The 12,684-nt window shown below is 71.6% G+C and carries 10 protein-coding genes; 5 read left to right on the plus strand and 5 right to left on the minus strand.

Features of this window, described 5'->3' with window-relative positions; genetic code table 11:
* Positions 1 to 34: 34 nt before the first annotated feature.
* The 4 genes from ACFQ79_RS16155 to dnaN all read right to left on the minus strand — a co-directional run bounded on the left by ACFQ79_RS16155 (position 35) and on the right by dnaN (position 4,086).
* Positions 35 to 1,555 (minus strand): hypothetical protein, encoded by a 1,521-nt coding sequence (locus ACFQ79_RS16155; protein ID WP_383583601.1) that lies wholly within the window; start codon positions 1,553 to 1,555, stop codon positions 35 to 37.
* Positions 1,556 to 1,620: 65 nt separating this feature from the next.
* Positions 1,621 to 2,247 (minus strand): guanylate kinase, encoded by a 627-nt coding sequence (locus ACFQ79_RS16160; RefSeq protein WP_383583603.1) that lies wholly within the window; start codon positions 2,245 to 2,247, stop codon positions 1,621 to 1,623.
* Positions 2,244 to 2,870, minus strand: a complete 627-nt coding sequence (locus ACFQ79_RS16165; protein WP_383583606.1) for an AAA family ATPase — start codon at positions 2,868 to 2,870, stop codon at positions 2,244 to 2,246. Before ACFQ79_RS16165 ends, ACFQ79_RS16160 begins: the two co-directional genes overlap by 4 nt.
* Before the next feature lie 115 nt (positions 2,871 to 2,985).
* Positions 2,986 to 4,086 carry a DNA polymerase III subunit beta gene (dnaN, locus tag ACFQ79_RS16170; RefSeq protein WP_383583608.1) on the minus strand — a complete coding sequence of 367 codons (1,101 nt, stop codon included), beginning with the start codon at positions 4,084 to 4,086 and terminating at the stop codon, positions 2,986 to 2,988.
* 222 nt (positions 4,087 to 4,308) lie between these two features.
* Here dnaN and ACFQ79_RS16175 point away from each other — a divergent pair, with 222 nt between their 5' ends.
* Positions 4,309 to 4,959: an ankyrin repeat domain-containing protein gene (locus tag ACFQ79_RS16175; RefSeq protein ID WP_383583610.1), complete on the plus strand. Its 651-nt coding sequence runs from the start codon at positions 4,309 to 4,311 to the stop codon at positions 4,957 to 4,959.
* Positions 4,960 to 5,128: 169 nt separating this feature from the next.
* Here ACFQ79_RS16175 and ACFQ79_RS16180 read toward each other — a convergent pair whose 3' ends face one another.
* Positions 5,129 to 5,740, minus strand: coding sequence for a YceI family protein (locus tag ACFQ79_RS16180; RefSeq protein WP_383583612.1), 612 nt, complete (start codon positions 5,738 to 5,740; stop codon positions 5,129 to 5,131).
* Positions 5,741 to 6,000: 260 nt separating this feature from the next.
* On the opposite strand from ACFQ79_RS16180, the gene ACFQ79_RS16185 reads away from it, so the two are divergent.
* From ACFQ79_RS16185 to ACFQ79_RS16200, 4 genes are all read left to right on the plus strand, one after another.
* Complete coding sequence (locus tag ACFQ79_RS16185) at positions 6,001 to 6,510, plus strand: hypothetical protein (RefSeq protein ID WP_383583614.1); 510 nt, start codon at positions 6,001 to 6,003, stop codon at positions 6,508 to 6,510.
* A gap of 131 nt (positions 6,511 to 6,641) precedes the next feature.
* Complete coding sequence (locus ACFQ79_RS16190) at positions 6,642 to 10,568, plus strand: endo-alpha-N-acetylgalactosaminidase family protein (protein ID WP_383583616.1); 3,927 nt, start codon at positions 6,642 to 6,644, stop codon at positions 10,566 to 10,568.
* Between the two features lie 271 nt (positions 10,569 to 10,839).
* On the plus strand, positions 10,840 to 12,423 hold the full coding sequence (locus tag ACFQ79_RS16195; RefSeq protein ID WP_383583618.1) for an acyl-CoA carboxylase subunit beta: 1,584 nt from the start codon (positions 10,840 to 10,842) through the stop codon (positions 12,421 to 12,423).
* Positions 12,424 to 12,437: 14 nt separating this feature from the next.
* Positions 12,438 to 12,641, plus strand: coding sequence for an acyl-CoA carboxylase subunit epsilon (locus ACFQ79_RS16200; protein WP_383583620.1), 204 nt, complete (start codon positions 12,438 to 12,440; stop codon positions 12,639 to 12,641).
* Positions 12,642 to 12,684: the final 43 nt, after the last annotated feature.

Here is a 12,684-nt window from a genome sequence, read left to right on the forward strand (position 1 = left end):
ACGGCAGCGAGTCGGTGGGGAGGGAGGCGGGCGGCTACCGGACCAGTTTCCGGATCACGATGCCGACCGTCAGTGTCGTGAAGACGATCCCGCCGATGGTGAAGCAGACCGCCATCGCCGTCCAGTCGTACGTCTTCGCCTCGGACGGTGCTCCCACGCCGACGTTCATCCACAGGGCGCAGGCGAACACCAACGACTTGCCCGCCGCGGACAGATCCGTCAGTCGCTGCGAGCCCAGGCCGGGCGGCGCCCCCGAAAGGCGCAGGGCGACGGCGGTCGCCAGGATGCTGCACACCAGGGCGCGGGCCGGGTTCCGGGCCCGGACGCCCCAGCCGAAGACGCCTCCCAGCAGGCCGTGGCCGACCAACCGTCGCAGCCATGGGGTCTGGGCGGCCTCACGCTGTCTGATCCGGTAGTACAGCTCGTCCGCCTCGGCCGTACGGCGCTGCCGGGCCAGCGTGGTCCGGACCGCCTCCAGGGAGTTGGCCGTCACCCGAGTGAACACCCGCTCCAGGAAGCCGTTCACCTGGGAGGATCGGCGGAACACCGCGTTCCCCAGGTCGACCTCCTGAACCGTCGAGTCGCCTGCGAGGCGGAACCGTGCCGGTCCCGAAGGCAACGACAGCGCTTCGGTCACCACCGAGTTGTCCAGGCCGACGACCAGCGGTGCGCCGTCCTCCGCCGTCACCCGGACACGGCGGACCGTGGACGAGCGCAGGGTCAGCTCCAACGGTTCGGGAGGGGAGGGGGAGTCGGCAGGGGGCGGGGCGCCGTGAGCCGTACCGGCCACGCCGGGTCGCTGCCGCGGCACCGCCGCGACGATCCGGCGCACCCCCCTGACATCGACCACGCCCTGGACGTCGCTCTCCTCCAGACAGCCGGCTTCGCCCGGTACGACCATGCCGTTGATCCGGAGGAAGTCCCTGCAGTGCACCCCGATGCCCGTCAGCGGGGAGTCCAGGCGCACCCGCCGCAGTTCCACCGAGGTGGCGTCGATGTCCCGGAGGGTGAGCGAGGCGAGCCAGAGGTCGTCGAAGACGAGGGACTCGGTGACTCGGACGTGCTCCAGGTGCACATCGGGACGTCCGCGCCGTCCGGACGTGGCCTGGCTGCGTACGGCCAGCGCAGCCGTCCGCAGCCCCTTGAGTCGTACGCCCCCGCGGACGGCGGCGATCTGCATCGATTCGCCGACGCGGACGTTGGTGACCTTGAGGGGGCCGCAGGAGTGCACGTCGATCACGGACGCTGTCGATTCGGTGATCGAGATCTCGCAGTTCACCGGCGCGTTGCGGACCGTCAGCCGGCCGATCCTCGAGTTGGTGACGAGGATGGCATCGGCCGAGCAGTGGTCGAGGACCAGTTCCTCGATGACGCAGGAACGGACCGCGACGATCCCCGCCGCGTCGACGTGCACGAGTTCGAGCCGGTCGGCCGAGACCCGGTCGAGATGCAGCGGTCCGTCGACGTCCCGCTGCCGTACGAGCAGATCCCGGCCGTCCCCTGCGGCGGGACCCATACCCACCGCGTCGGCCAGCGCTCTGAGGTTGTTGATCACGCGTTCCCCCCCCCCGGGACCCGTTCGCACGCCGTCCGCTCCGTCATCGCACTCCGCGGCGAGGGTCAGTGGCCGTGCGAGGCCTGCTCACGGAGAAACGCGATGAGTTCCCGTCCGGACCTCGGCTGTCCTGCCCCCACGGCGACGGCCTCGGACACGATCGTGGCCGTCTCTTCCGGGGACCGCAGGTCGGTGCGGAGCAGGAGGTGGAACAGGGCCTCGTCCAGGTCGGTGGCTGCCAGGTCCTCGAGAGTCGAGTCCCAGACACTCAGGCGCTCTTCCGTGTCGCGGTCGCCGCGTCCCGCGGACCTGAGGGCGCATTCCTCGCGGGGCAGCCAGAGGAGCACCCGGAGCCACGGTCCGCCCACCGAGTCCAGGAAGGAGCGCAGATGCGCGAGGCTGCCCACGTGCACCACAGGGATCCCCCCCGCCGCCCTCATCCCGTCCAGATCGGCGCGGTCCACGGCGTACGTGTTTCCGTAGCGCTCCGTCTCCAGGAGGATTCGTCCGGCCGCCCGCAGGGAGCCGAGTTCTTCCTCCGTGGCCATGCGGTACCCGGCGGTCCGGCCGGAACCCACCTTCACCTTCACCAGCTGCGCGAACCGGTCGTCGAGTGCGTTCAGCACGGCGCTGACCGTGTCCTTTCCGGCCGCGGGAGGACCGAAGAGCACCACTCCATGGGCCCCGCTCACGCCGTCACCGTTCCGAAGCGGGACACCAGCTCGTGCGCGGCGCTCTCCACCTGCTCCGCCAGCGGGGTGGCGGCGGTCATGCGGTTGTCGATGAGGAGGTGATCCCGCACCGGACGCTGGTCCAGGGAGATGGTGGTCAGGTACTCGCGCCAGTTGGCCAGCTTCCAAGTGTCCCGGCGCGCGTTGCGAGCGGTGAGCCGCTCCTGCATCGATGATTCGTCGCTGTCGACCCACAGGACCTCGGCGCCGGCACCGGTCCGGTCGCAGCGACGGAGCAGCCGGGCGAGCCACTGCGCGTCCGCGACCTCCTTGAGGAACGGGGCGACCGCGATGACAGGTACCCCGTGCTCCACGTTCTCCCAGCAGGTCTTCATCAGGCACTCGTATTCGAGCGGGCGCACCCGCTCCCCGTACAGCGGGCTCTGCCGGTCGTCCGGATCCCCACCGAGTGCGGTGAGAAGGGACTCCGTGAGCGGCCGCGTCAAGGTGTCCTTGTCGAGGAGCGACCAGCCGGTGGCCAGCGAGAGCAGTTTGCCCGCCTCCGACTTGCCCGATCCGGCGAATCCCGCGACCAGGACGAGCGGAACGCGCTCGGTCGTCGAGGTCGCCACATGCGTCGACAAAAGATCCCCCTGGCAATGTCGGCGAACGGCACGCACCTGTGGTGCGGCGCTCAGAATAGCCTCAACCCTCTCTCATGACACGCCGGTTGAACGGCCGGCGCGGCTCCCGGACGCCTCAGACCAGCGGCTTCACCGACATCAGCAGGTGGCGGTGGGTCGGTTCCGGGCCGTCGGTGAGGAGGGCCCGCTGGCCCGGGCCCAGCAGGTGGAAGTGGACCTTCGGGGTGTCCAGGGTGGTCAGGGCGTCCAGGAGGTAGCCGGGGTTGAAGGCGACCGTGAGGGTGTCCGGGCCCGTGAGGGTGGCCGGGAGGTGCTGGGAGGCGACGTCGTCCTCGTAGCCCGCCTGGAGGTGGATCGACGTGGGGGTGAAGGTCAGCTGCACCGGGCTGTCGCCCTCCGCGACGACCGCGACCCGCTTCACGGCCTCGGTCAGCGGGGCCCGTTCGGTGGCGGCCCGGGCGTGGTCGCCGAGGGTGAAGAGCTTGTCGTGGCGGGGGAGACGTCCGTCCAGGAGGCGGGTGGTGGTGCGCAGGCCGTCGCTCTCGAAGCCGATCGTGCCGCTGTCCAGGGCGAGCCGGGCCGGGCCCGTGCCCGCAAGGGAGCGGGCGATCTCGGTGAGGCGCTTGGCCGGGACGACCACGTCGGCCGGTTCGCCGCCGTCCGCCTCCGGCTTCCACTCCAGGGTCCGGACCGCGTAGCGGTAGCGGTCGGTGGCCGCGAGCGTCATGGTCGTGCCGTCCAGCGCGAGCCGTATCCCGGTGAGGACCGGCAGCGAGTCGTCCCGGCCCGCCGCCACGGCCACCTGGCCGACCGCGGCGGCGAAGGCGTCCCCGTCCACCAGGCCGAGGACCTCGGGCAGCGCGGGCGGGGCCGGATAGTCGTCCAGGGGCAGCAGGGAGAGGCCGAAGCGGGCGTCGCCCGAGGTGACCGAGAGGCGGGCCCCCTCCACGGCGAGTTCCGTGCGGCCCCGGGGGAGCACCTTGCAGATGTCGAGCAGTCGCCGGCCCAGGACCAGCGCCCGGCCCTGGACGTCCGTGTCGGCCTCGACCTCGACCCGGGCCGAGGCCTCGTGGTCGAGGCCGGAGACCCGCAGACGGCCGTCCGCCGCCTCCAGGAGCAGACCGCCGAGGACGGGCATGGGGGAGCGGGCGGGCAGGACGCGCGCGGCCCAGGCCACGGCATCGGTCAACACACCGCTGTCGATACGGAATTCCATGCCGCCGACGCTAGACGCCGCCACTGACAACGCCGTCGGCCCGCGGTCACGGTGGAGGCCGGATTCGAGTCGGTGCGTGAGGAGTTCGCCACCGTGGTGGCGAACGAGGCCCGCGACGGCGGAGCCCGGCTCGCCGCCTGATCCCGGCGGTGGTCGCGGCGGCCGGGCGCCGGAGCGAGGTCTCCTGGCACGGCCGAAGGAGACGCTTGACATGATCAGCCGATGCATCGAGAGGACGATCCCCTGGGCGACGTGAAACGGCTCGGAGGCGCGGCGGAGGCCGGCGACGCGGCGCTCGTCGCGGAACTCCTCGCCGCGGGCGTGGACCCCGACGCGCAGGAGCGGTACCGGCCCACGCCTCTGGACAGCGCGGTCGGCAAGGGGCACGCGGACGTGGTCGCCCTCCTCCTCGACGCGGGCGCCGACCCCCGCCAGTACACCGGGGAGTACGCGGAGCAGACGCCGCTCTGCCAGGCCGTGGCGTGGGGGTACGCCGACGTCGCGAGGCTCCTCCTCGCCGCCGGAGCACCCACGGGGATCCAGTCCCGGCACGGGCACCTGCTCCCCCTCGTCCTGGCGGCGACCTGCACCACGGCCGACGACCGGGCGCCTCTCGTCGACCTGCTCCTGGAGTACGGCGCGGACCTGGACGACCGGTCGATGAAGGGGGAGACCGCTCTGGAATGGGTGGTGGGCACACCCCACCCCGACACGGTCCGCCACCTGCTCGCCCGCGGCGCCACACCCACCGCGCGCGCCGTCCGCCGGGCGCGCGGCGCCGCTCGGAGGAATCCGGAGCACGCCGCCGCGTTCCAGGAGATCGAGGAGGCCGTCCTCCGCGCCGCGGGACGCTGGAACCCCACGGGACGCTGAACCGCGCGACGCCGGACCTCGCCCGACGCCGAACCCCGCCCGACGCCGAGAGGCCCGCAACGCCGAGCGCCCGCCTTCCGCTGCTGCGGAGGGCGGGCGCGCTCGTGTGACGTGGGGGGCGGTGCCGGGCTCGGCCCGGGATCGGCTCAGGCCGGCTCGGGGCCCAGGGTCAGGCGGCGTTCTTGATCGCCGAGATGTCGAAGTTCAGCTTGACCTTGTCGCTGACCATCACGCCGCCGGTCTCCAGGGCCGCGTTCCAGGTCAGGCCCCAGTCGGAGCGCAGGATCTCGGCGGAGCCCTCGAAGCCGACGCGCTCGTTGCCGTACACGTCCGTCGCGGAGCCGTTGAACTCGAGGTCGATCGCGAGCGGCTTCGTGACGTCCTTGATGGTCAGGTCGCCGGTGATCCGGTACTTGTCGCCGCCCAGCTGCTGGGCGTGCAGGGAGCGGAAGGTCATCAGCGGGAACTGCTCGGCGTCGAAGAAGTCGCCGCTGCGCAGGTGGCCGTCGCGGTCCGCGATGCCCGTGTCGATCGAGGCGATCTTGACGTCGATCGAGGCGGCGGAGGCGTCCGGGTTCGCGCCGTCCAGCTTCAGGACGCCCTCGTGCTCGGCGAAGGTGCCGCGGACGTTGGTGACCATGGCGTGACGGACGGTGAAGCCGATGCTGCTGTGCGCCGGGTCGATGGTGTAGTCGCCGGTCAGGGCGGTCAGGGCGGGGTCCACCGGGAGGGTGGCGACGGCGACGGCGGACTCGTTGCTCTTGCGGTTGAAGATACCCATGACTGACAACTCCTTGATCGGGATGTGCGCTGATCGGTTCTTGTTGAACCTTCAACGAGAATGACTGTAGACGCATTCCGTTCAACTTTCAACATCTCTGGAAGATGTTCACCCGAACGGCGCCGTCAGGGCACCGACGCCCTCTGGCGGACGCGCGTAGAACTGCGGCACCATCTCCCCTGCGCGAAGAGCGCCTGAGCACCAGAGCACCACCTGCACCACCGTCCCCACCGCCACGGTCACCAGCAGGAGGCAACCCCATGAAGCTCCGCTCCGTCCTCACCGCCCTCGCCCTCGTCCTCGGCGCGCTCTTCGCGCCGGGCGTCGGCGTCCTCACCGCCACGAGCGAGGCCCACGCCGTCACGAAGATCAGCCACGCCACCGCGACCTCGATGTTCCGGTCCTCAGGGATCACCTGGTCCTCTTCCGGCGGCTGCTCCAACCGCAACGTCGCCACGTGCACGTCCTTCGACCAGCTCAACCTGGCCACCGCCCAGGGCGCCCAGACCCTGCGGAGCGCCAGCGGCTGCGCCCTCAACATCACGGGCGGCACCGAGACCGGGCACGCGAGCGGCACCTACTCCCACTGGAACGGCTACAAGCTCGACTTCGGCAAGGCCACCTGCGTCACCAACTACGTGAAGAACACGTTCACGTACATCGGCGTCCGCGGTGACGGCGCCCCGCAGTGGAAGTCCGGCGCGGGCAACGTCTACGCCGACGAGGGCAACCACTGGGACGTGACCTTCTACAACTGCGGCGGCTGCTGACCGGCGGTTCCGGCCCGAAAGAGCCCTCTTCGGCGGTCACTTGGACTAACCGAAGGGGGTTCTTGGACTGGAGGGTCCCGCGCGGCGCGATCTCGTTGACGGTGCCGCCGGGGCGGGGCCAACTAGTGCGCATGTCCCTCCCTCCTTCGCGAAGAATCCGTGCGGCCTGTGCGCTCGCCGTCGCCTCCTCCGCCGTGTTCGCCCTGGCCGGGCCCGCCCTGGCCGAGGGAGCCACGGCCGGGGGCGCGGCAGCCGTCCCCGCGGCAGCCGACGCGGCGGCAGCCGGCACCCCCGCGGCAGGCGCCGCGGCCGCCGACGGCCCCGTCATCGCCTCCCGCCAGCTCTCCGTGGCCGTCGCCGAGGACTTCCCCCGCGTCCTCTCGTACACCGACCGCGCGAGCGGCGCCCGGCTCCTCGGCAGTACGGCCCCGGTCACGCAGATCGTCCTCAACGGCACCGCCCGAGACGTCCGGGCCAAGGGCGCCCCCGTCCTGACCGGGTCCTCCGCCGCGTACACCCTCACCTTCCCCGACCTGCCCGGCGTCGAGATCGACGCGCGGCTGAGCGTCGACGGGCGGGCCACCACGTTCCGGGTGACCGCCGTCCGTGACACCGAGGGCTTCCGGGTCGGCACCCTCGACATACCGGGCCACGACCTGGTCTCCGTCGGTTCCTCGGACGCCGGCGCCGCGACCGCCTTCACCCGGCTCGACCCGGACTCCACCCGTACCGCCGACGTCTTCGCCCAGGTCGCCGACGCGACCGCCGCCGAGGCCACCCCGGTGGGCGCGAGCTACGCGATCGTCAGCACCGGGCAGCTCGCCGCCGCCGTCGAGTCCAACTCCAGCTACGACAAGCCCACCGGGCCCTCCGCCCGCGACGGCGCCCGCTTCTGGCACCAGGCCCGCAAGCAGGCCACCGCCACCGGCACCGAGACCCGCGTCGGCGTCTGGTCCGGCCAGTGGACCTACCGCGGCGAGGGAGCCCCGAAGCCCGCGAGCGGCGAGGGCCTGCCCTGGGCCAAGGTCGTCGTCACCCCCGACGCCAACGCCGACGGCACCACCGACTGGCAGGACGGCGCCGTCGCCTTCCGGACGATCGGGATCAAGGCCCCGGGCAGCGAGGACACCCCCGACCGGGTCGTCGCCCACATCCCGTTCAACTTCGCCTCGCAGGCCACCCACCCCTTCCTGCGCACCCTCGACGACGTCAAGCGGATCTCGCTCTCCACCGACGGGCTCGGCCAGTTCGCGCTGCTCAAGGGGTACGGCTCCGAGGGCCACGACTCCGCCCACCCCGACTACGGCGGCAACTACAACAAGCGGGCCGGCGGCCTCGCCGACCTCAACGTCCTCCTCCAGGAGGGCCGGAAGTGGGGCGCGGACTTCGGCGTCCACGTCAACGCCACCGAGTCGTACCCCGAGGCGAAGAACTTCAGCGAGACCCTCGTCGACCGGACGAAGCCCGGCTGGAACTGGCTCAACCAGAGCTACTACATCGACCAGCGCCGCGACATCAACAGCGGTGACCTCGCCCGCCGCTTCCAGCAGCTGCGCGACGAGACCGACCGCAACCTCTCCACCCTCTACATCGACGTCTACTACACCCACGGCTGGATCGCCGACGAGACGATGAGGGCCGTCCAGGCGCAGGGCTGGAACGTCGCCACCGAGTGGTCCGAGAAGTTCGAGCGGGCCTCCCTCTGGTCCCACTGGGCCAACGACCTCGACTACGGCGGCGCCACCAACAAGGGCCTCAACTCGCAGATCGTCCGCTTCATCCGCAACGGCGAGAAGGACGTCTGGAACAACCACCCGGTCCTCGGCCAGACCGCGCTCGTCGACTTCGAGGGCTGGACCGGCGAGACCGACTGGAACGACTTCACCGCCAACATCTGGCAGCGCAACCTGCCCGCCAAGTACCTCCAGCAGCAGCGGATCACCCGCTGGAACGGCAACGACATCACCTTCACCGGCGGGGTCCGCGGCACCGTCGAGGACGGCCGCCGCACCTTCTACCAGGACGGCCGCAAGGTCCTCGACGGCGAGAGCTATCTGCTCCCCTGGTCCGGAGGAAAGGCCGGCGGCGAGAAGCTCTACCACTACAACAAGTCCGGCGGAACGACCAGTTGGGCCGTCCCGGCCGGTACCCGCTCGTACACGGTGTACAAGCTCACCGACAACGGGCGCGTGAAGACCGCCACCGTGCGGCCCACCGGCGGGAGGATCACCCTCGACGCCGTCGCCGGACAGCCCTACGTCCTCCACCCCGACCGCGCCCCCGCGCAGCCCGCCCCGAAGTGGGGCCAGGGCACCCCGGTGCGGGACCCCGGCTTCAACGACGCGAAGCTCGGCGCCTGGACCAGGACCGGCACCGTCGCCCGTGACACCGACGAGCAGGGCCGCAACAGCGCGAAGCTCTCCGGCACCGCCGCCGCCTCGGTCGGCCAGCGGATCACCGGCCTCACCCCGGGCCGGCGGTACACCGCCTCCGCCCTGATCGAGGTCCAGCCCGGCGCCACCCGGCCCACCACCCTCTCCGCCGGCGGGCGGTCCGTCACCGTCGAACGGTCCCCGCTCCAGGACCGGGTCGCCGCCTCCGACTGGAACGGCACCCGCTTCCAGCGCGCCAAGGTCACCTTCACCGCCCCGCGCCACGGCAGCACCCCGCTCAGGATCCAGGCCGCGAGCGGCAGCACCGCCACCGTCCGGATCGATGACGTCCGGATCGTCGCCAACGACCCCGCCACCCGGGCCGGGACCGTGGTGTACGAGGACTTCGAGGCCGTCGACCAGGGCTGGGGCCCCTTCCTCAAGGGCGACGCGGGCGGCACGACCGACCCGCGCACCCACATCGCCCAGCTCCACGCCCCCTACACCCAGGCCGGCTGGAACGGGAAGCCGATCGACGACGTCATCGGCGGCGCCGAGTCCCTCAAGTCCCACGACGAGAACAGCGGACTCGTCTACCGGACCGCCCCCTGGACCGTCCCCATGAAGGACGGCCGCACCTACCGCGTCGAGTACGACTACCGGTCGAGCCACGCGGGCGCGTACGAGTGGATCACCGGCTACGACCGGACGGACGGGACCTCCGTGGAGACCCGCCGCACCCCGATCGGACAGCAGAGGGACAGCGGGCACTTCTCCGAGACCGTCACCGCCGGCTGCGGCGACACCTGGACGGGGCTGCGCAAGCGCGGTGACGCCCCGGACGGCGCCGACTTCGTCCTCGACGCCTTCACCGTCACCGACCTCGGCCCGGCCGCCGAGCGCGCCGCCTGCGGCACGCTCACGCTGACCGCGCCCGAGACCCTGGAGCCCGGCCGCCCCAACCAGGTCACGGCCGCCTTCGGCAACGACGAGGCCACCGAGGTCTCCGGCGCCCGGGCCGAGCTCACCCTCCCGGCGGGCTGGACCGCCGAACCGGCCGGTCCCGTCACCCTCGGCACGGTCGCGCCGGGCGGGAAGGCCACCGCCACCTGGCAGGTGACACCCCCGGTGGACGCGGCCTACCGGCCGTACACCCTGGACGCCTCCCTCACGTACGCCCTCGGCGGAGGGGAGCGGAAGCTCACCTCCGCCACCACGGTCCGTACGCTGCCGCCGCCGCCCACCGCCGACAGCTGGGCCAGCGATCTCGACTGGACCTCGGCCACCAACGGCTGGGGCCCCGTGGAGCGCGACCTCTCCAACGGCGAGACCGGCACCGGCGACGGCTCCCCGCTGCGGATCGGGGGAGTGACGTACGCCAAGGGCCTGGGCAGCCACGCGCCCGCGAAGGTCCGCTACTACCTGGGCGGCCGCTGCACCTCCCTCACCGCCGAGGTCGGCGTGGACGACGTCCAGACCAGCCGCGGCAGCGTCCGGTTCAGCGTCCTCGCCGACGGCGCCGAGCGGGTGAAGTCCCCGGTCCTCAAGGCCACGGACGCCGCCTGGTCGCTCACCGCCGACGTGACCGGGGCCACCTGGGTCGACCTGGAGGTCTCCGACGGCGGCGACGGCAACGGGAACGACCACGCGGACTGGGGTGCCGCCCGCTTCCACTGCGGAGGCTGACCGCGGGGCGAGGCGCGGGGCCCGCGACCCTTCGGGGGTCGCGGGCCCTTCCGCGCCATGGGCTACGTTGTGGCCGGCGACCGGCCGAGGGAGGCCCGACGAATCCGGACCCACCGAGGTCTATGTTGAACCCCTACAAACACGGGGGGTACCTGGCTGTTGACTCGTGCTGAACGGTTCGTCGTTCTGTCCAGCCCCACCAGGAATCGACACGGGAGACTGTACGGAGTCGACGGCGGGGTTTTCTTGTCCGGCTTCGTAGGGTCGGTACATGACCGTTGTGGACCAGATCCCGAGCGAGCCCGCTGACGCCCGTGGCCGAGTGGCCGAGCTGCACGTCCTGCGCGAGCAGGCCCTCCGCGGCCCGAGTGACCGCGCGACCGAGGCCCAGCACGCGAAGGGCAAGCTGACGGCGCGCGAACGCATCGAGCTGCTGCTCGATCCTGGTTCCTTCAGCGAGGTCGAGCAGCTCCGCAGGCACCGCGCCCAGGGCTTCGGCCTGGAGGCGAAGAAGCCGTACACCGACGGTGTGATCACCGGATGGGGCACGGTCGAGGGCCGGACGGTCTTCGTCTACGCGCACGACTTCCGGATCTTCGGCGGTGCGCTGGGCGAAGCCCACGCGACGAAGATCCACAAGATCATGGACATGGCCATCGCGGCCGGTGCCCCGCTGGTCTCCCTGAACGACGGCGCGGGCGCCCGCATCCAGGAGGGCGTCTCGGCGCTCGCCGGCTACGGCGGCATCTTCCAGCGCAACACCCGCGCGAGCGGTGTCATCCCGCAGATCTCGGTGATGCTCGGCCCGTGCGCCGGCGGCGCGGCCTACAGCCCGGCGCTGACGGACTTCGTGTTCATGGTCCGCGAGACCTCGCAGATGTTCATCACCGGACCGGACGTCGTGAAGGCGGTCACCGGCGAGGAGATCACCCAGAACGGCCTCGGCGGCGCCGATGTCCACGCCGGTGTCTCCGGTGTCTCCCACTTCGCGTACGACGACGAGGAGACCTGCATCGCGGAGGTCCGCTACCTCCTGTCGATGCTCCCGCAGAACAACCGCGAGAACCCGCCGACCGTGGCCTCCGAGGACCCGGCGGACCGCCGCTCCGAGGTCCTGCTCGACCTGGTCCCGGCCGACGGCAACCGTCCGTACGACATGCACAAGGTCATCGAGGAGCTCGTCGACGACGGCGACTACCTGGAGATCCACGAGCGCTGGGCCCGCAACATCATCTGCGCGCTCGCCCGCCTCGACGGCCAGGTCGTCGGCCTCGTCGCCAACCAGCCGCAGACGCTGGCCGGTGTCCTGGACATCGAGGCCTCCGAGAAGGCCGCCCGCTTCGTGCAGATGTGCGACGCCTTCAACATCCCGATCGTCACCCTTCTGGACGTACCCGGCTTCCTGCCGGGCGTCGATCAGGAGCACGGTGGAATCATCCGGCACGGCGCGAAGCTGCTGTACGCGTACTGCAACGCGACCGTGCCCCGGATCTCACTGATCCTGCGCAAGGCCTACGGCGGCGCGTACATCGTCATGGACTCCCAGTCCATCGGCGCCGACCTGACGTACGCCTGGCCCACCAACGAAATCGCGGTCATGGGCGCCGAGGGAGCCGCCAACGTGATCTTCCGCAAGCAGATCGCCGAGGCCGAGGACCCCGAGGCCATGCGGGCCCGCATGGTCAAGGAGTACAAGGCCGAGCTGATGCACCCGTACTACGCGGCCGAGCGCGGCCTGGTCGACGACGTCATCGACCCCGCCGACACCCGCCAGGTGCTCATCAGGTCCCTCGCGATGCTCCGCACCAAGCACGCCGACCTGCCGTCCCGCAAGCACGGCAACCCGCCTCAGTAAGAGGAGTCATCCACGTGACAACCCCTGCCAACCTTCTCCGTGTAGAGAAGGGCCACGCCGACCCCGAGGAGCTGGCGGCCATCACGGCCGTCCTGCTCGCCCGTGCCGCCGCACGGTCCGACGAGGACGCCGCCGCGGGCCACCGCGGCCGCACCACGGCCGGCTGGCGCCGGCTCGAGCGCGAGCACGGCTTCCGCGCGCCGCACAGCTGGCGCTGAGCGACCGAAGAGGGCCTGAACCCGGTGATACCGGGTTCAGGCC

Origin of the sequence: Streptomyces sp. NPDC056480 (assembly GCF_042795405.1) — a bacterium.
Taxonomy (GTDB): domain Bacteria; phylum Actinomycetota; class Actinomycetes; order Streptomycetales; family Streptomycetaceae; genus Streptomyces.

Bases quoted from the DNA above. Each gene is read 5' to 3' on its own strand.
- dnaN (WP_383583608.1), bottom strand. From the start codon at position 4,086: ATGGAATTCCGTATCGACAGCGGTGTGTTGACCGATGCCGTGGCCTGG.
- ACFQ79_RS16175 (WP_383583610.1), top strand. From the start codon at position 4,309: ATGCATCGAGAGGACGATCCCCTGGGCGACGTGAAACGGCTCGGAGGC.
- ACFQ79_RS16180 (WP_383583612.1), bottom strand. From the start codon at position 5,740: ATGGGTATCTTCAACCGCAAGAGCAACGAGTCCGCCGTCGCCGTCGCC.
- ACFQ79_RS16185 (WP_383583614.1), top strand. From the start codon at position 6,001: ATGAAGCTCCGCTCCGTCCTCACCGCCCTCGCCCTCGTCCTCGGCGCG.
- ACFQ79_RS16190 (WP_383583616.1), top strand. From the start codon at position 6,642: ATGTCCCTCCCTCCTTCGCGAAGAATCCGTGCGGCCTGTGCGCTCGCC.
- ACFQ79_RS16195 (WP_383583618.1), top strand. From the start codon at position 10,840: ATGACCGTTGTGGACCAGATCCCGAGCGAGCCCGCTGACGCCCGTGGC.